Below are 18,364 nucleotides of genomic sequence, written 5' to 3'. Positions count from 1 at the left end.
TAGCTAAAATCAAATTATGTCACAGAAACACTTTAGGATTTCCTCGCTCTCATCTCATTCCCCCGATGCGATCGCTCGGATTCTGCAAGTCAATCAAAAAGCTAAAATGAAGCCAAATATTCTGATAGTGCTTTTGCGGCAATGCGATCGAAACCAATGCTTGGATCGGTTGCTACAACTGCTGTACCTGGTGGATAGTGTTCGGGGATATCGTCCACTGCAACCCAAGGTGAGTTTACGGCTTGATTTTGTCGAAGATACGCAAGAACTTCTTGATGTCGAAAGAATTGAATAACCGTGAGGTCTTCTAAAAATGGTGTGGCTCCCACAACCCGTTGAGCAATATCTGGTGAAAAGAGTGGAGGGATTACCTCAAAGGGAAAGACTTCGCGCCAAGATGAGGAAATAACAATGAGAATTTTGGGATAGCAACGAAGAACGTTTTCAAATTCCATACGACAAGTCGAATCAAATTTCGTCATGTCTACTTTTGGCATGGAAATATCGAACAGTCTATCAGGAATAAGAACTCCATCAATATCAAGGAAAATAAACATTCTCTACCTTGGCTGGGAGCAAATCGTTGATGTTAAACCACTTGCTGATTTATCTAATACCATTTTCAAAAGATAATGCGACGCATTATCTTTTGAAAGACCGCGCGGAGCGCGGAACTCAAATCTCGATCTGTTGCAAATCTAAGTGAAATTGGTATAAGTTGACGATCCTCTACCTCAACGGAAATCAAATCACGGAAAAGTCTTGCCCTATTAAACCAGAATCAGTCTGCAAGTAATATTAGAATCCTTGTTGAACTCTTGAACAACAACTATTTTCTGCTTAAATCCACCAACTTACTCACGCAATTTTAAAATTTGTTGAATGGTTTTGTGGAGTTTCTTTAGTTCTATTGGCTTCGCTAAATACTCGGTTGCTCCTGCCTCTAGACATTTCTCGCGATCGCCTACCATTGCCAATGCAGTGAGTGCCACAATCGGAACATCAGCTAATTCAGGAATCCGACGAATTTGAGCGATCGCTTCGATTCCATTAATTCCTGGCATTTGAATATCCATCAAAATTACACTTGGACGATGAGCGATCGCTAAATCAATTGCTTCTATGCCATTTTTAGCAGTAATTAACTCATAACCCTGATGGGTCAGGTAGACAGAGAAAATGTAGATATTTTCTTCATTGTCTTCTGCCAAAAGAATTAATGGTTTTGTTTCAGGAGTGTTGTCCACTAAAGATTGCAAGATTGCTTCAGGCTTTTCCTGTGACAAATCAGCTTCTATTTGAGAAGTTGATAAGAATGGAGGGATAATTTCTAGACTTGGCTCATAGGGTAAAGTTACTGTAAAACAACTACCCTCACCGAGTTTACTGGTAACATCGATCCGACCATTTTGGATCTCCAACAAGCGCTTTGCTAAAGCTAATCCTAAACCAGTGCCTTCATATTGACGATTGAGTTGGCTGTCAACTTGGAAAAAGGGTTGAAACAGTTTTTGGATATTCTCAGGGGAAATACCAATACCCGTATCGATCACTTGAAACTGAAGCCTACGATCGGACTCATTGACATCAACTGTCAGTGTCACTCGTCCCCCTGCGGGTGTAAATTTGATGGCATTGTTCAATAGGTTGATTAAAATTTGCAGCGTTCGCAATTTATCGATTTTAACGCTGTCTATATTTGACGTAATTCTCGACTCAAGCTGAATGTTTTTTTGCTCTGCGAGTTGCTGCACTAACCTGATACTAGAATCAATTAATTCAGGTATAGATGTTGCTCCGATTTGGATTTCTATCTTTCCAGACTCAATTCTAGCTAGATCGAGAATTTCTGTAATTAAACTCAGCAGGTGGTTGCCACTGTTTTCAATGTGAGAGAGCGCGTTTTGTTGTTTAGAATTTAATTCTCCATGAACATTGTCTAGCAATGTCTCAGAGATTCCCAGAATGGCATTGAGAGGCGTGCGCAACTCATGACTCATATTTGCGAGGAATTCACTTTTGGCTCGATTCGCAGCATCCGCAAGCGATCGCTGATGATTAGCTTCTGCGGTTATATGTTCCAACTCGGCTGTACGAATTTGTACTTGTTGCTCGAGGTTCGCATTGAGAATCTGTACCTGTTGCGACTTTTCGATTAACTGGGTTTTGGATTGTTTTAAAAGGAAAACTGTACGGTTTTTTTCTGTCAAGTTTGCCGATGCGGTCAGGGTTGTTAACACCATCACAGCAATAAAGCTTTGCAATAAGATCAGTGACTGATTAAAATCTGCTCTGGCAAAAGCTCCTACACCTCTAACCGTAGCTAAAATCGCGATCGCTGAGACAATAACCAGTAGATTTGTAGAGATAAAATATCCAAACCGAAAAGCGGACCAAACCAGACAGGGAATGAGCATAAATTCGATCGGGTAGCCCTTGCCAAAAGCAAGCATACCAATCGTCATAATCGCAGCTAAGAGCAAAAAAGCTTCAATAAATTGGCTAATGCTAGATCTAGTTGGTGGGTTTAATTTGTGAACATTTCCTGTTTTGATATTGCCCCAATGTTCGCGGACAAACTCTCCCCAACTTAGAAGTGCTGGTGTCACCACAAAAATTCCAGAAACGTTAGAGATCCACCAAGTTAGCCATACAACCAGATAAATTTGCCAAGGAACTTTGCCTCCCAAGCATAAAGCAGTCACGCCCACAGTCGCATTTACGATCGGGGCAACAAGTCCTGTAAGCACTAAGAACTTGCTAACATCTGGAAGTCGCTTTAAAGGATTGCGTTTGCCGATCGCTTTTCGTAATAAATAAGTCCCTAACCATGCTCCTACGGTTGTACCTATGGCGATCGCCAAGACCTGTAGGGTTGAAGAGATCGCCCCAAAAGTGCTACTAGCATTAAAAAAAGCCCAGATATTTGCCAAAAACGAACCAATCAAAACACCCGGCAGTAGCCAATATCCAAAAAGTAGGATCGCTGCCGCAGCAATCCCATCAGGAACCCACACAGGAGTAACATCTTGAGGGGTAGATGCTAGATGGCGTGAGATTTCAGCAGAGGCATAATATATCAAAGCAAGCGCAGCGATCGCGATCGATCTCTGCCATATCTTCAAGGGATGTAATTTATTGAGGAACGTACTTTGACTCATCTATTACAGCCTCATACCCTGATACATAATAGCTTCCCCCTAAAATTTTTGTGTTTTGCTGATGCTTAAACGCCGACGATCTCTTTTAGATCGTCGGCGTTTGTGTCCTTTACTTCTGGCTTAGTGACAGAATTGAGAAGATGTTCGAGAGTCATAGATTTTACCAATTGACCCGCAAGTACTTAAGAGCTTTTCAGTTACGTTGTCTCTCGATCTCAAAAAGCTGTATTGACCCAATTATAACTTTATATGAAAAATTTGATAAATTGCTGGTAGATTGACTGCCTAGTTCTTTACTAAAAATTCATTCTTCTCTTGCTTTTCTTGGAATTATCCAGCCAACACTCAACCCAAGAACTGTTTAACCTGTTCGGCGGTTTTTAGTCCTTGTCTGACACAATCACCCATCGAGACACCCTCAATATAGTTACTACTCAGAAATACACCTGGTAGTTGTTGCAAGCCCTGGCGAATCACCTCTAAACGCTGAAGATGCCCGATCGCAAATTGAGGAATGGCTTTTTTCCAAATATGTACCGCTAAAACTTTAGGCTGGACGGTTGTATTGGGGCGCAAGATAATTTGGCGTAAGTCTTGATGCACTGCCTCTGCGATTTCTGATTCTGTTAAATTGGCAAGTTCGGGATCGGTCGTACCACCAATGAAATTTAATAACAAATGCCATCCCTCTGGCGCGCGCCCAGCAAATAAACTCGATGTCCAGATCGTGCCAAGGGTACGAATTCCCTGTTGTCGTGGAATTAAATTGCCAAACCCATTTAAGTCAGCAATTGTTTCTGTTTTGGGATAAGCAAGCACGGCACAGGCAACGGTGGGGTAAGGAATTTCACTTAATGCCTGACTAGCAGCAGGTTGCAGATCGCTGAGCAGCGCTCCAGTCACATAGGCAGGTGTAGCCAAAACTACCGTTCGGGCAGTAACGATTTCCTCGCCTGTAGGCGTGGCAAAGGTCGCGGTGTAAGTCTTAGAATCAGCATCATGCTCTAATTTCCGCAATTGCCATTGCAGTTTGACAGGAACTTGTAAGGATTGCAATTTTGCCGCGATCGCGCTGGGTAAAGCCTGTAACCCTTGCCGAAAAGAACCCAGTTCTCCCGATCTTGCTTTGGGAATATTGGGGTCAGGCTCGGGTTTGGTGGGCTGAGCTTTTTTGGCAGCAGATCGAGAGAGTATTGCCCCCGCCAACAAACCACCGTAGTTTTGCTCTAAAGCCGCAATTTTTTTAAAGGCGGCGGCAGCACTCAGTTGTTGCGGATCGCCCGCATACACCCCAGACACAAAGGGCCCAACCAACCGTTGCATTACCTCTTGTCCCAGTTGACGCTTAAAAAATTTCTCTACAGATTCTTCGCCCGCGATTGCAGGACGTACAAACCCCAAGGTACCGCGTAAAGCGCGTAACTTTCCCGCCAAACTCAACAAGCGCGTAGTAATTGCCAGCCCTGGATTCATCGGCACGGGATGCAATTTACCCCGCCAAAACACAAATCGCGGCAATTTGCGATCGGTCAAGAGTAGCTCGTCTTTTAAGCCGACAGCAACTGCCAACTTTAATAGCTCAGGCGTAGGAGCAAAACTGTTTGGTCCTTCTTCCCATAAAAAACCTTCTGGACTCTGCACGCTCACGATCGAGCCGCCCAGACGATCTTGTGCCTCTGTCACCAAGAGTTTTAGCGATTCCTTTTGGGATGCACCTACTGGCTGCGTAGCAAGCTCATGGGCAATGGTTAGACCACTAATACCAGCGCCTACGACTAGGACATCAAGGGTGACATCTGCTGAACTTATGGGTGAATCTTGGGGTGTATTTGGGTAAGTTACAGAATCCATGCGATCGTTATTTTTGAGGAGTTTTGATTCAGCAGGTTTCATCATACTGAAATCTTGCCCCTGCTGGACTTTAAGAAATTAGAAAGCTAAGTCTTAAAAAGGCTAAGTCTAAAAGGAATGTTGAAATAAGGCATTGAGATACACCTTTGCCGCACTGCGATAGCTACTGGATGACCCTGCGGTGTCACAGTTGCCATTTTGTAGCAAAAATAGGGACAAAGCAGCAGCAAACACCCGATCTTGATCCCATTCGGGATGCGATTCTAAGTAATTTGTTAATGTCGCATGTAATTCTTCGGGAATCTCTGCCAGGATGCTGACGGTCGTATTCATGGTTGACCTCTTAAATCTTTTAATTTCTTGAACAAGCTGAGTAGATATTTTTGTCAAAGCAAATCAAGCCCTACAAGTGGATTGCATTTGCCCCACTAAGAGCGTTTACCTGTCGATGCGTTTGATGAGTGGCAGTAATTTTTTGGTTGTGGGCTTTCATTCTGTGACCAAACCTATGCCTTGTCAACGTAACCAGATCGCAAAACTTAGGAAGGTTTTAGGGGGCTTGACATCAAAGAATGGGGATTTTCTTGAATTTTTTGTTACATTACTTTATATCAGACTTGGGATTTGCGATTTCCCCAGGCTTAGCGATCGCAAATTGCTAAAGGCTATGCCCAGACTATTCACGACCATTTAAAAAATAAAAAGTCCTGTGGAAAACTCCAGAATATCTGTGGAAAACCCCAGAATATCTGTGGAAAGCCCTGTGGAAAACTTTTTATGCATTTCATACAAAAATAAATATTTTGTCTCGAAAAAATGTCAAGGCTTTCTAACTTTCCTGAACAGCACCAAAGATATGAATTCCTCGATCGCCATCCCAAAGCTTTCCCCAGCATACGATCCAAAGAATTTCCATAAAATCTCCAGCGATCTGCTATGATTTTAGGCTGCTTATCCCCTGCCCTGTGGTAGCCTAGATAAGCAGCGAAATATTCTCAGATTTCATCTCACTAAACTTTCCACCTAATTTCTAAGGTCATGCCAAAACCCAATATTCACCCCACCTGGTATCCCGAAGCCAAAGTTGTCTGTAACGGCGAAGTTGTCGCAACGGTTGGTTCTACAAAGCCCGAACTCAACGTTGATGTTTGGTCTGGCAATCATCCCTTTTACACGGGCAACCAAAAGATTATCGACACCGAGGGTCGCGTAGAACGCTTTTTGCGCAAGTATGGCATGTTTGAAGAAGCCGCACCCGCAGTTAGTGCAGACAAGACAGAAACAAAGGCTGAGCCTGTGTTTGTCAAGCCCGCACCAGAAGCAAAACCAGCCGCAAAATCTGGTAAGGGCAAAAAGTCAAAGTAGCGAACAGCTCAGTGCGAGTTTTTATTGAAATTTTTCACTGGATCTTTTTGCTAGATCTTTGTCTAGATCGTGCAAGTTTGAGTTGAGAAATTCAACTTTTCCAAGCACCTAGACAAGCATTTAGCCTTTGACTTCATAGCTGTGTACCGATATGCCTGCGCCTTACTTACTCGAAAAGCTTAAATCTGTAGAACAAACCTTTCACGAGCTGACCCGTCGAATGGCCGATCCTGACGTGGCAACGGATCCGACTGAGTTTCAGCGTATTGCCAAGGCACGCTCTTCACTCGAAGAAACCGTAAATACCTATGAAGCTTGGCACAAAACCCAAGCAGATTGGCAAGAAGCACAACTGATTCTCAAGGAATCCCACGATGAAGAGTTAAAAGAGATGGCATCTCTAGAAGTTCAAGAACTTGCAGAGAAGTTGCAGCACCTAGAAGAAAGAATGACAATCTTGTTATTGCCCCAAGATCCGAATGATGAAAGAAACATCATGTTGGAAATTCGGGCAGGAACTGGTGGTGATGAGGCGAGTATATGGGCAGCCGATTTGGTACGCCTCTATACCCGCTATGCCGAACGACAGGGTTGGCGCGTCAAGCTGATTAGCGAATCTCTGGCGGATTTGGGCGGCTTTAAAGAGGCTGTGATGGAGATTCAGGGCGATCGCGTCTATAGTAAGCTCAAATTTGAGTCTGGCGTGCATCGGGTGCAGCGCGTACCTGCTACAGAAGCTTCGGGTCGAGTGCATACCTCAACTGCCACAGTAGCGGTTATGCCTGAGGTCGATGCCGTAGAAGTGCATATTGACCCCAAAGACATTGAGATGTCTACGGCGCGGTCGGGTGGTGCTGGCGGTCAGAATGTCAACAAGGTGGAAACGGCAGCCGATCTATTTCACAAACCAACGGGCATTAGAATTTTTTGCACCGAAGAGCGATCGCAGCGTCAAAACAAAGAGCGTGCCATGCAAATCTTGCGGGCAAAACTCTATGAAATCAAATTGCGCGAGCAGCAAGACGAGGTGACTTCGATGCGCCGATCGCAGGTTGGTACGGGTTCGCGATCGGAAAAAATTCGCACCTACAACTACAAAGATAGCCGAGTAACCGATCACCGCCTCGGGCAAAACTTTGGGCTCCAGCAATCTTTAGAAGGCGATATTGAAGACATTATTCAAACCTGTATTTCCCGCGATCAGCAGGAAAGGTTACAGGAGTTAGCGACTTCGAGCGGTCAAACCGTTGCTTCTTAGAGCTTGGCATTTTACGGTTGCCCTTTACAATTTTTATGAAGATTCTCACCTAAAATTCGTACCGAAAGTTTGCAAATGTTGAGTTAGGAATGTCAGGAGCGACAAGTAGATATATTCTAGTTTTGGGTCTAGTTTTGGGCAAAGTCAAAACATTCGAGCCTATGCAATCATGACTATGTAATCACGCGCCGATCGCCATGCAACTTAGGCAGGGAAATACACCTTCTAGCTACCACCCTAATTCTCTGCACGACTTGATTAGGAGCGCGATCGCGAAGGCAAAAAACCTAGATCGTCCTGTTCTACTGAGCTATTCTCAAACTTGGCTCCCAGGCGATCCACTCTTGTTTTTGGCTACCCATGCCCAGCCGACTCAGCCCCAGTTTTACTGGGAGCAGCCCAGCAAAGATTGGAGCGTGGCGGCAGCAGGCTCCGTGGTATCCCTATCAATCTCTAATCCAATTCTCTGCGAGTCTCGGTTTGAGCAGGCTAAACGGTTTTCCACATCCCTGCTGGCGGATGCTGTGGTTGGTAATGCCGCTGACCTCGAAGGTTTGGGCTTAGATGCAAATTTGGTAGCGAGTCCCTATGTTTTGGGCGGTTTTGCTTTTCATGAAGCGATCGCGGGCTTTCAGCAAGATAATTGGCATAGCGATCGAGCCACCCGCAATGGTGAAAAAATTTGGCATGGATTCCCGCCTGTGATGTGGTTTGTGCCGCGTTGGATCCTGCATCGCACGGGTGGGCGATCGATCGTGACGGTTCATGCCTACATTCAACCCCAAGATCTATGGGAAGCGATCGCTTCCAGTTTGGCAACCACTCTCATGGAACTGCGCCATAGTTCTCAAGAAAATTCTCAAGATCGGGCTCAAGGAAATTCCCAGAATGCTTTTATAGAACATACCCCTTTCCCTTTCTCTGCGCCTACTTCCCTTCGCACGGAGGAAGTGCTGGGGATTCAATCTTGGTCGGGCATTGTCGAGCAAGCCCTAGACTTAATTCAACAGCAAAAACTCGATAAAGTCGTACTAGCGCGTGCTTTAGATGTCTCTGCCGATCGCGCGTTCAATCCTTTTGCTGTGCTGCATAAACTACGTTGCGACTATCCAGAGTGCGTCTCTTTTCTGGTTAATTGTGGCTCGGACGATACTTTCTTAGGGGCAACGCCTGAGCTGCTGTTGCAGGTGAAAAGCCATGCTAATTATTTAGGGCTACGCAGTAATGCCGTAGCGGGTTCCATTCAGCGTGGCAAAACAGAAGCGGAAGATCGAATCCTTTCCGATCGCTTGCTCAATAGCCAAAAAGATATTAACGAGCACAAAATCGTAATTCATTCCATTTGCGATCGCCTGCAAAGTATGGGAGCGCAGCTAGATAAATTAGCGCCTACGCAGTTACTCAGACTATCCAACGTTCAGCATCTCTACACGCCAATCACAGCGAAATTGCCCAATGCTGACTGGTCGGACACCTTTGATGTCTTGGCAAAACTACACCCCACGGCAGCAGTGGGAGGGGAACCGAGAGATCGAGCCGTTCAGTTAATGCAGCAATGGGAAGCCTGCGATCGCGGTTGGTATGCTGCGCCGATCGGTTGGCTCAATGGAAATGGGGAAGGAGCTTTTGCCGTGGGAATTCGCTCTGGTTATATCTGTGGCGATCGGGCGAGAATCTTTGCAGGCGCAGGGATCGTGGCAAATTCACAAGTAACCACAGAGCAAAGCGAAACCACGATTAAATTTGCGGCTTTATTGAAAGCATTAGGCGTAACATAGAGGTAGCCAATCGACCTCGCCCAAAACACAGGAATAACCCAAAAAGAATGCATCGTATTGCTGCTATACCAGGCGGATGGACGCCCGATCGCGAAGGAGTTGTCTTTGTCGAACAAACTCCCGCACCGATTGTGATTTTGACGGCTGCGGATACCGATACCCAGACCCTCGCGATCGCTACCCAAACGCTTCCCTCCGATTTTCCGCAGGTACGGGTAGCGAACCTGTTAAATCTACAGCAAGAGCTGACGATTGACACCTACGCCGAGACGGTTTTGGCACAGGCTCAAGTGATTGTCCTGCGATTACTGGGCGGGCGCAGTTATTGGTCCTATGGGCTAGAGGTGTGCAAGTCGCTGACGAGCGATCGCAACGAGATTAAATTAATTGTTCTACCGGGGGATGATGGCTTCGATCCCGATTTGGTGAGTCATTCCAATGTGCCACTGGGCATCGTCGATCGGGTTTGGCGATATTTTTTAAATGGGGGTGTCGAAAATGCGATCGCGGCATTGCAATTCCTCAGCGATGCTTATTTATATACAGCTTATCAACCGCACGAGCCCAAAGTAATTCCCAAAATTGGTCTGTATCGCTGCCAACGTGCGGCTATCTGCGCGGCTATAGAGAATCAGCAGCAGACGAAGGGAGTCGTGGGAATCCTATTTTATCGAGCGCATTATTTGTCGGGAAATCTCAAGCCGATTTGTGCACTTTTTAAAGCCCTCAGCGATCGCGGTCTCAAACCGATTCCCGTTTTCGTCTATTCCATGCAAGATCCCGATCTAGATCGGCAATTACAGGAATACTTCTTAGATGCTGAAGGCAATAATGTCATTGATGTGTTGCTGAATACCACCAGTTTCTCCCTATCTAAACCGAATGCTGAAGATAAGGGAAATATTTGGCGATCGCTGAATGTACCAATTCTCCAAGTTATTCTCAGTAGCAGTACCGTGGAGCAATGGCAAGAGAATTCTCTGGGGCTCTCACCCCGCGATGTGGCGATGAATGTGGCTTTGCCTGAAGTGGATGGCAGAATTATTACCCGTGCTGTATCGTTTAAGTCAGTCTCCACAAGGGACTCAAAACTAGAGACAGATATCATCGTTTACGAACCGATTCAAGATCGGATTGATTTTGTTGCCGACCTCGCAGCCAATTGGGCGAAATTGAGACGGAAACCTGTCAGCGATCGCAAGGTGGCTCTAATTTTGGCAAACTATCCCACGCGGAACGGTCGCCTAGCCAATGGGGTGGGATTGGACACGCCTGCGAGTTGCATCCATATTCTCAAAGCGATGGCAAAGGAAGGCTATCAAGTCTCTAGCTTGCCACAGGATGGGGATGCATTGATCCGCCAACTCACCCAAGGGATTACCAACGATCTTGAGAGTCAATCATCGGTAAATGGTTCGCAGTTATCGGTGGTCAGTTCGCTCTCGCTAGCGGAATACATCGCGTTTTTTGATGGACTGCCCATAGAGGTGAGGGAACGAGTCGTTCGTCGTTGGGGTGAGCCTTCCACAATAAATTCTCACGCTATAGAAGAGAATCGCCATCAAGGGAATGATGCTTTCGCGATCGCGGGAATTCAATTTGGCAATGTGTTTGTAGGAATCCAACCCGCAAGGGGCTACGATCTCGACCCGAGTCTGAACTATCACGCTCCAGATTTGGAGCCGCCCCATGCTTATTTCGCCTTTTATGCTTGGTTGCGCAAGGTGTTTGAGGTCGATGTGATCGCGCATATTGGCAAACATGGCAATCTGGAATGGCTCCCAGGAAAAAGTCTGGCTTTGAGCGAAGATTGTTTCCCTGAAGCGGTGTTTGGGGCTTTACCCCATCTCTATCCCTTTATTGTCAACGATCCGGGGGAAGGAACGCAGGCAAAGCGGCGATCGCAGGCTGTGATCATCGATCATCTCACACCACCCATGACCCGTGCCGACACCTATGGCGGTTTGCAAAAGTTGGAACATTTGATCGATGAATATCACGAATCCCAAAGTCTAGATCCTAGTCGTAGCAAGCTGATTCAGCAAAAAATCTTAGAGTTGGTGGAACAGGAGAACTTGCAGCACGATCTGAAATCCGTAATCGGCGAACTGCTTACGGGAGAGTCTCCTACCAATCGAATGCTTGAAGCGCAGTATTTTAGTGAATTTGTTGCCCAAACCGACGGATACCTGTGCGAACTGAAAGAGGCACAAATTCGGGATGGGTTGCATATTTTCGGACAATGCCCTGAGGGCAGACAACTCCGCGATCTGATCGTGGCGATCGCGCGCAATCCTGCGGGAAATACTGTGAGCCAAGGCTTAGTACAGAGATTGGGAGTTACGCAAGCGATCGCCCAAAAATTCCATCTTGACTTCGATCCGCTCGCAGCCGAGCCAAGTCAACCTTTTATCGAACTTCCAGAAGCCTTAGTCAAATATTTGGATCGCCAAGATTCAGAATTCCCCAATACTCAAGCCAAATGCCACATTGTCGGAGATGCGATCGCGGCATTAGAGAACTATGCAACGGAATGGGTGGATCGCTATCTCAACCCCAGTCAGAATCATGCGGATTCCTTAGCAGATGAATTAGATACAGACAGCGAAGCACTTATTGCTTCCATTCACCAAGCCCTATTGCAAACCGATCGGGAAGTCATCAACTTTCTCAAAGGCTTACAAGGGGAATATGTCCCCAGTGGGGCAAGTGGTGCGCCAACGAGGGGCAGATTGGATGTCTTGCCAACGGGAAAGAACTTCTACTCCGTGGATATTCGCGCCATTCCTACAGAGACTGCTTGGGATGTGGGACGACGTAGTGCCGAACTGGTGGTAGAAGCCTATACCCAAGAACATGGTGACTATCCGCGATCGCTGGGATTGTCCGTATGGGGAACTTCCACAATGCGGACGGGTGGTGATGACATCGCCGAAGCCTTGGCACTAATTGGGGCGCAACCAGTATGGGATGGCGCGTCGAGGCGAGTAGTAGACTTTTGCATCATTCCCTTGAGCGTACTCGGTCGTCCGCGTGTAGATGTGACACTGAGAATTTCGGGCTTCTTTCGCGATGGATTCGCCAATTTGATTAGTCTCTTTGACCTAGCCGTGCAGATGGTAGCAGCACTGGACGAACCTGATGAAATGAATCCACTAAAAGCACAGGTGGCAAGAGATACAGAGATTTTGATCGAGCAAGGTGTAGACATCGAACAGGCAAAAGCCAAGGCTGGATATCGCGTGTTTGGTTCTAAGCCCGGTGCCTATGGCGCAGGTCTGCAAGGACTGATCGAAGGTCAAAACTGGGAAAGCGAACGCGATTTAGCCCAAGCCTATATGAACTGGAGTGGCTATGCCTATACAGGGTTTGGCAATGCCCATGCCGCACCCGAAGTTTTAGAGGAACGGCTAAAGCAATTACAGATCGTATTGCAAAATCAAGATAACCGCGAACACGATCTGCTCGATTCCGATGATTATTATCAATTTCAGGGGGGGATGACCGCTTCCGTGCGATCGCTGACAGGACAGAATCCTAAAATTTATTTTGGCGATCATTCTCGCCCTCAAAATCCCAAGGTGCGATCGCTTGCTTCGGAAATCGCCAGGGTGTATCGTTCCCGCGTGGTAAATCCCAAATGGATCGAGGGCATGATGCGCCACGGCTATAAGGGAGCCTTTGAGATGGCAGCTACCATCGATTATCTATTTGCCTATGATGCCACGACACAGGTGGTTCCCGACTTTATGTATGAGGGGGTTGCCAATGCCTATTTATTAGATGCGAAGGTACAGGAGTTTATTAAATCCAAGAATCCTTGGGCGTTGCGAGATATGGCAGAGCGACTGTTAGAAGCCAATCAGCGCGGACTTTGGCAGGATATCTCTGCTGACATGAAGCACCAACTGCGATCGTTGGTTTTAGAAGCCGAAGCCACGATTGAGAGCATGTAGATAGCGTTAAGTTCCTTCGATCTGAAGCTTATTTTCTAGCGCTTGCCCCGCAATAACTGCCATGCGAAGAGAATCACAAACAGCGGATTGTTGAGCAAATACCTACGCCAGAGGCGTTGTGGTTCTTGGGCAAAGCGATAGAGCCATTCTAGTCCAATGCGCATGATCCAGCGTGGGGCTTGCGATACCTGCCCGCTATGAAAATCAAAGGCTGCACCCACACCCACCATGACGGCATCTAATTTCCCCTGTGCCTGTGCCATCCAAAATTCTTGCTTCGGGCATCCCAAGGCTACGAAGACGACAGCCGCACCAGATTCTCTGATTAGCGTCAGTTCGGATTCAAAGACTTCTACATTCGCTTGGTAGGGAGGGGCATAGCTACCCGCGATCGCCAACTGCGAGAATTGTGCTTTTAAGTTCCGTTCTAATTTCTCTAGGGTTTCTGTTTTGCTGCCATAGAGATAAACCGATAAGCCTTCTTTTGCGGCGCGATTGCACCATGCCAACATCAAGTCTGGCCCATAGACCCTCGGCTGATTCCGCACGCCTAACAGCCGCAATCCCCATACCAGAGGCATCCCATCGGGTGTAACCAGAATGGCACGATTGACCACTTCGCGATAGGCTCGATCCCAAAAGGCAGTCATCACCACATGCACGTTTGCCGCCACAACATAGCAGGAGGTTTTGCTCTGCACTAGGCGCAAGATGCGATCGCAGGCATCTTCATAACTGGTTGCATGAACATCCACACCAATGATGGGGAGGGATTTGGAAGTCTGGTTAGGGGATGGTAGATTCAATTCCCTGATGGCATTTCATGAATGAACTTGATCACTCCTAGATGGTAGGGAGCTTTGCCTGAGATATCAATTTTTGCTTGCTCGATACTGAGGAACTTCCAAAAAGGATCTTGCTGCCTCAGATCGGCTGCTTTGGGATAAATGAGCTTGGCGAGTTCGTATACCATTTGCGGTTCGAGATTGCTGCGCACGACAAGGAAAGCAAACACAGAAATTGCGGAAGTTTCCTCTTGCTGCCAAGGATAGGTTTTTGCAGCAATGTAAACGGGAGCGTAGAGACTGAAACCCGCCTGTGTCTGTTCTAAGGGCACAAATTCATCATTCGAGAGAGATAGTAATTGCAGATTGTTACTGTCTTCGGGTGAAAGCTCTAACAGCAAAGGCACGCCCTTGGAAGCGGTAAAAAAAGCCGCATCCAATTCCCCACGATTCACTTTTTGAATCGATTCCCGCACATCCATAAATTGAATGTTTTGACTGGCTAGTTCAGCTTTTAAGCCCATCACAGAGTAAATCGCTTTGGCACTGACAGCGGTTCCCGATTCTTGAGGGCCAAAACTCACCCTTTTGCCTTGCAGATCTTTCAGACTTTGAATCCCCGATCGCTTGTTCGTAATAATGTGAATCACTTCATTGGTGACAGGGGCGAAGATACGAATTTTACCGATTACATTCGTGCCATTGGCGCGATCGGATTCTTCCTGTAATGCCGCTACATCCATTTGAATGAAGGCAAGATCCGCTTTGCCCTCGGCGATCGCTTGCAGATTTTGCAACGAACCCGCTGATTCTTTGACTCTCAGGTGTAAGCCCGATCGCTTCAGCAATTCGTTTAACTCGATCGCGGCTTTGTAGTAACTTCCCTGCTTGCTGCCTGTGAGTGTAATGAACTGGCGTTTGGGAATATTTTTGCCATGCACTGCTGGCGATGGAGAAAAGTCAAAGGACAACGATGGGGAAGCGATCGCCTCCCTTAGACCGACCGCCATCCCGCCCAGCACACCGCTAAACAGCAGTGCTGCCAGTCTCACACCCACCAGCAAGTCTTGCTTCATAAGTTCGCAACCTCAAAAATTTCCAGCTAGAGCATCGACACAACGTTCGCAGAGGTGGGGATGTTCGGTCGATTCACCAATGCGGGTGGAATAATTCCAACAACGCGGACATTTCTCCCCATCGGCATTGACAACGGCAATTCTCACACCCTCGGCATCATTGGTGTAGACCGCTTGCTCGGGCAAAGTATTAACCAATTCCACCTGTGATGCAATAAAGAGATAGCGCAGCTCCTTACCCAGAGACAGCAAATTAGAGCGCATCAGGGTATCTGTGACCTCTAACAGCACCTTTGCTTCTAGGGAAGAACCGATCGCTTTGGCATTCCGCGCTTGTTCCATCACCTTATTCACTTCCGTGCGAATATCCCGTAATGACTGCCATTTTGCCGCCAGTTGGGGATTGTTCCACTGCGCCTCGGTCTGAATCCAACCCGCTTGGAATACCGACTTGTGCGATACCGCATAGGGCATGTGCTGCCAGATATCCTCAGCGGTGTGACATAAAACAGGTGCGATCGCTTTGGCAATCGTCTCTAAGCATAAAGCCAAAACCGTTTGACAACTCCGACGGCGCGGCGAACTCGGCGCACTGATATAGAGGCGATCTTTGGCAATATCCAAATAGAAATTGGAAAGATCGACCGTACAGAAATTTTGAATGGTCTGAAAGAAGCGGAAGAACTGGAAGCTGTCAAAGGCAGCTGTGATTTCATGGACGACTTCACTGAGACGATGCAAAATGTAGCGATCGGCTTCGGTTAACTGGTCGAAGGGTACAGCATCTTTAGCAGGATCGAAATCGTTCAAATTGCTCAGCAAAAAACGCGCTGTATTCCGAATTTTGCGGGACACGTCTCCCATTTGGTTCAAAATTGTCTTGCCGACAGGAACATCACCGCTATAATCTACACTGGCTACCCAAAGTCGCAACACATCTGCACCATAGGCTGGCTCTTGTTTGAGATTCTTGCCGCCGTTAATTACAACCATCGGGTCAATACCATTTCCCTCCGACTTACTCATCTTGCGACCATTCTCATCAACGGTGAAGCCGTGTGTGAGTACCGTCTTGTAGGGAGCCTTGCCGTTGGTTGCCACACTCGTGAGCAGCGAAGATTGAAACCAGCCACGATGTTGGTCGGAGCCTTCTAAATACAGATCGGCAGGATAGCCCAATTCGTAGGGGACTAAACCACCACCCAATACTGCCGCCCAAGAGGAACCCGAATCAAACCAGACATCCATTGTGTCTGTACCTTTGCGATAGTTGGCGGCGCGATCTCGATATTCTGAGGGTAAAAGTTCTTCTACGCTCAGTTCCCACCAAGCATCGGAACCCCTTTCAGCAATAATGGTTTGAATGTGGGCGATCGTTTCGGGTGTGAGCAAAACTTCGCCCGTTTCGATATGATAAAAGGCTGGAATGGGAACGCCCCAACTGCGCTGCCGCGAGATACACCAGTCCGATCGCTCTTGCACCATCGAAGTAATGCGGTTTTTCCCCATTGCAGGAATCCATTTCACGCCCTCGATCGCTTCTAATGCTGCCTCGCGAAATCCTTCCACTGATGCAAACCACTGCTCTGTAGCTCTCACAATTACAGGCTTCTTCGTGCGCCAATCGTAGGGGTATTTATGAGCATAGGCTTCTTCTTTAATCAGAACTCCCTTTTCAGTTAAAGCTTCAATTACAGCGGTATTCCCTTCTTTGAGAACGTTCAAGCCTGCGAATTGTCCAGCCTCAGCGGTAAAGATCCCGTAGTCATCCACAGGTGAGAGAATGCTCAACCCATACTTATTCCCGATCGCAAAGTCATCTTGACCGTGACCGGGAGCCGTATGCACCAGACCCGTACCTGATTCGGCTGTGACGTGATCGCCGAGTAGGATTGGACTGTCGCGATCGAAGATGGGATGGGTCGCGATCGTATGTTCTAAAATTTCACCTGAGAAGCTTGCCAGTACCGTTAGGGTTTGCTCAAAGGTAACTGCAAGTTTGGCGACGAGTTCCGTAGCGACAATATAGTTTTGATCGCCATGTTCGCCACTACTGGTGACGATGCTGTAACTCAAATGGGGATTCGCACTAATTGCCAAATTGGCTGGAATCGTCCAAGGCGTTGTCGTCCAGATCAGGGCAGAGAGTGGGGCTTTGGTGAGTTCTTGATTGGCATTTAGAACGGCTTGGAGCGCATCACTGGGCTTTTTCACTGAGAAAGCCACATAGATACTTCGCGATGTATGGTTCTCAGGATATTCCAACTCAGCTTCAGCTAGGGCAGTTTGCGAACTCGGCGACCAATATACGGGTTTTAAACCGCGATAGATGTAGCCATTCAAAACCATTTTGGCAAACACAGAGATCTGAGCGGCTTCGTAGGCGGGCTTGAGCGTGTAATAGGCATTCTCATAGTCGCCCCAAATTCCCCAACGCTTAAATCCTGTGGTTTGGGCGGCGATCGTTTCTAGGGCAAAGTCTCTGGCGCGATGTCTGAGCTGAAGCGGTGTCAGGGTTTTGCGCTCTTCTGCCTTGATGTTTTGAATTACCTTTAACTCGATCGGCAAGCCGTGACAGTCCCAACCCAGCACATAACGGGCTTTGCGACCGCGCATGAGTTGATAGCGATTAATGATGTCTTTGAGAATTTTGTTGAGGGCATGACCCATGTGCAATACGCCATTGGCGTAGGGCGGCCCATCGTGCAGGATGAAGTTTTCACCCTGATTGTGGTTGGTGAGGTTGTCGTAAATGCCTTGCTCTTGCCAAAATTTCTGAATCTCTGGCTCTTTTTCGATCGCATTGGCACGCATCGAAAATTCTGTTTGCGGTAAATTTACAGTGTCCTTATACTCAGGGACTGTACTGGACTTATTGTCTGAAGTTTCGGTTGGCACAGAGTTCATTGTTAGATAACAGTTCGATCGCAATTATGTTACAGATATTCATATTATGCCGCAGACTGCGATCGGTTAAGTTAGATCTACTTTTCACCTGCTAGACTACATTATTCATGAGAATCGACGAAAACCCTCTAAAGTCTTGCTGAGAGAAGGATTTAGAGATTTATTAAAAATACAGACTATTTTTTTTGGGACGACACCAACAGCATTTCATAATTCAAGATAGAGGA

The 18,364-nt window shown here is 47.0% G+C and carries 11 protein-coding genes; 4 read left to right on the top strand and 7 right to left on the bottom strand.

Features of this window, described 5'->3' with window-relative positions; genetic code table 11:
* Positions 1-101 precede the first annotated feature (101 nt).
* The 4 genes from ACP2WE_RS11820 to ACP2WE_RS11805 all read right to left on the bottom strand — a co-directional run bounded on the left by ACP2WE_RS11820 (position 102) and on the right by ACP2WE_RS11805 (position 5,345).
* The gene (locus tag ACP2WE_RS11820) at positions 102-557 is read right to left on the bottom strand and encodes an HAD domain-containing protein (protein ID WP_425215753.1); all 456 of its coding nucleotides are present in this window, start codon (positions 555-557) and stop codon (positions 102-104) included.
* Between the two features lie 297 nt (positions 558-854).
* Positions 855-3,161 carry an MASE1 domain-containing protein gene (locus ACP2WE_RS11815; protein ID WP_425215752.1) on the bottom strand — a complete coding sequence of 769 codons (2,307 nt, stop codon included), beginning with the start codon at positions 3,159-3,161 and terminating at the stop codon, positions 855-857.
* 345 nt (positions 3,162-3,506) lie between these two features.
* The gene (gene hemG / locus ACP2WE_RS11810; RefSeq protein WP_425215751.1) at positions 3,507-5,057 is read right to left on the bottom strand and encodes a protoporphyrinogen oxidase; all 1,551 of its coding nucleotides are present in this window, start codon (positions 5,055-5,057) and stop codon (positions 3,507-3,509) included.
* 63 nt (positions 5,058-5,120) lie between these two features.
* The gene (locus tag ACP2WE_RS11805; RefSeq protein WP_330485494.1) at positions 5,121-5,345 is read right to left on the bottom strand and encodes a DUF2811 domain-containing protein; all 225 of its coding nucleotides are present in this window, start codon (positions 5,343-5,345) and stop codon (positions 5,121-5,123) included.
* 705 nt (positions 5,346-6,050) lie between these two features.
* Here ACP2WE_RS11805 and rpmE point away from each other — a divergent pair.
* The 4 genes from rpmE (at position 6,051) to cobN (ending at position 13,369) form a co-directional block, all read left to right on the top strand.
* On the top strand, positions 6,051-6,377 hold the full coding sequence (gene rpmE, locus ACP2WE_RS11800; protein WP_425215750.1) for a 50S ribosomal protein L31: 327 nt from the start codon (positions 6,051-6,053) through the stop codon (positions 6,375-6,377).
* A 151-nt stretch (positions 6,378-6,528) separates the two neighbouring features.
* On the top strand, positions 6,529-7,635 hold the full coding sequence (gene prfA, locus ACP2WE_RS11795) for a peptide chain release factor 1 (protein WP_425215749.1): 1,107 nt from the start codon (positions 6,529-6,531) through the stop codon (positions 7,633-7,635).
* Between the two features lie 197 nt (positions 7,636-7,832).
* On the top strand, positions 7,833-9,413 hold the full coding sequence (locus tag ACP2WE_RS11790; protein WP_425215748.1) for an isochorismate synthase: 1,581 nt from the start codon (positions 7,833-7,835) through the stop codon (positions 9,411-9,413).
* A 47-nt stretch (positions 9,414-9,460) separates the two neighbouring features.
* Positions 9,461-13,369 carry a cobaltochelatase subunit CobN gene (cobN, locus tag ACP2WE_RS11785; RefSeq protein WP_425215747.1) on the top strand — a complete coding sequence of 1,303 codons (3,909 nt, stop codon included), beginning with the start codon at positions 9,461-9,463 and terminating at the stop codon, positions 13,367-13,369.
* Between the two features lie 35 nt (positions 13,370-13,404).
* Here cobN and ACP2WE_RS11780 read toward each other — a convergent pair whose 3' ends face one another.
* The 3 genes from ACP2WE_RS11780 to ileS are packed head-to-tail and all read right to left on the bottom strand — an operon-like array spanning position 13,405 to position 18,137.
* Entirely contained in the window at positions 13,405-14,175 is a 771-nt protein-coding gene (locus ACP2WE_RS11780) for a WecB/TagA/CpsF family glycosyltransferase (protein ID WP_425215746.1), read from the bottom strand.
* Positions 14,172-15,230 (bottom strand): TAXI family TRAP transporter solute-binding subunit, encoded by a 1,059-nt coding sequence (locus tag ACP2WE_RS11775; protein WP_425215745.1) that lies wholly within the window; start codon positions 15,228-15,230, stop codon positions 14,172-14,174. The genes ACP2WE_RS11780 and ACP2WE_RS11775 overlap by 4 nt, the downstream gene beginning before the upstream one ends.
* 12 nt (positions 15,231-15,242) lie before the next feature.
* The gene (gene ileS, locus ACP2WE_RS11770; protein ID WP_425215744.1) at positions 15,243-18,137 is read right to left on the bottom strand and encodes an isoleucine--tRNA ligase; all 2,895 of its coding nucleotides are present in this window, start codon (positions 18,135-18,137) and stop codon (positions 15,243-15,245) included.
* Between the last annotated feature and the right edge of the window lie 227 nt (positions 18,138-18,364).

It is taken from the genome of Tumidithrix helvetica PCC 7403, from assembly GCF_965232925.1.
Classification (GTDB): domain Bacteria; phylum Cyanobacteriota; class Cyanobacteriia; order Pseudanabaenales; family Pseudanabaenaceae; genus Tumidithrix; species Tumidithrix helvetica.
This window is presented reverse-complemented; position numbering and strand designations above follow the sequence as displayed.

Bases quoted from the DNA above. Each gene is read 5' to 3' on its own strand.
- ACP2WE_RS11820 (WP_425215753.1), bottom strand. From the start codon at position 557: ATGTTTATTTTCCTTGATATTGATGGAGTTCTTATTCCTGATAGACTG.
- ACP2WE_RS11815 (WP_425215752.1), bottom strand. From the start codon at position 3,161: ATGAGTCAAAGTACGTTCCTCAATAAATTACATCCCTTGAAGATATGG.
- hemG (WP_425215751.1), bottom strand. From the start codon at position 5,057: ATGATGAAACCTGCTGAATCAAAACTCCTCAAAAATAACGATCGCATG.
- ACP2WE_RS11805 (WP_330485494.1), bottom strand. From the start codon at position 5,345: ATGAATACGACCGTCAGCATCCTGGCAGAGATTCCCGAAGAATTACAT.
- rpmE (WP_425215750.1), top strand. From the start codon at position 6,051: ATGCCAAAACCCAATATTCACCCCACCTGGTATCCCGAAGCCAAAGTT.
- prfA (WP_425215749.1), top strand. From the start codon at position 6,529: ATGCCTGCGCCTTACTTACTCGAAAAGCTTAAATCTGTAGAACAAACC.
- ACP2WE_RS11790 (WP_425215748.1), top strand. From the start codon at position 7,833: ATGCAACTTAGGCAGGGAAATACACCTTCTAGCTACCACCCTAATTCT.
- cobN (WP_425215747.1), top strand. From the start codon at position 9,461: ATGCATCGTATTGCTGCTATACCAGGCGGATGGACGCCCGATCGCGAA.
- ACP2WE_RS11775 (WP_425215745.1), bottom strand. From the start codon at position 15,230: ATGAAGCAAGACTTGCTGGTGGGTGTGAGACTGGCAGCACTGCTGTTT.
- ileS (WP_425215744.1), bottom strand. From the start codon at position 18,137: ATGAACTCTGTGCCAACCGAAACTTCAGACAATAAGTCCAGTACAGTC.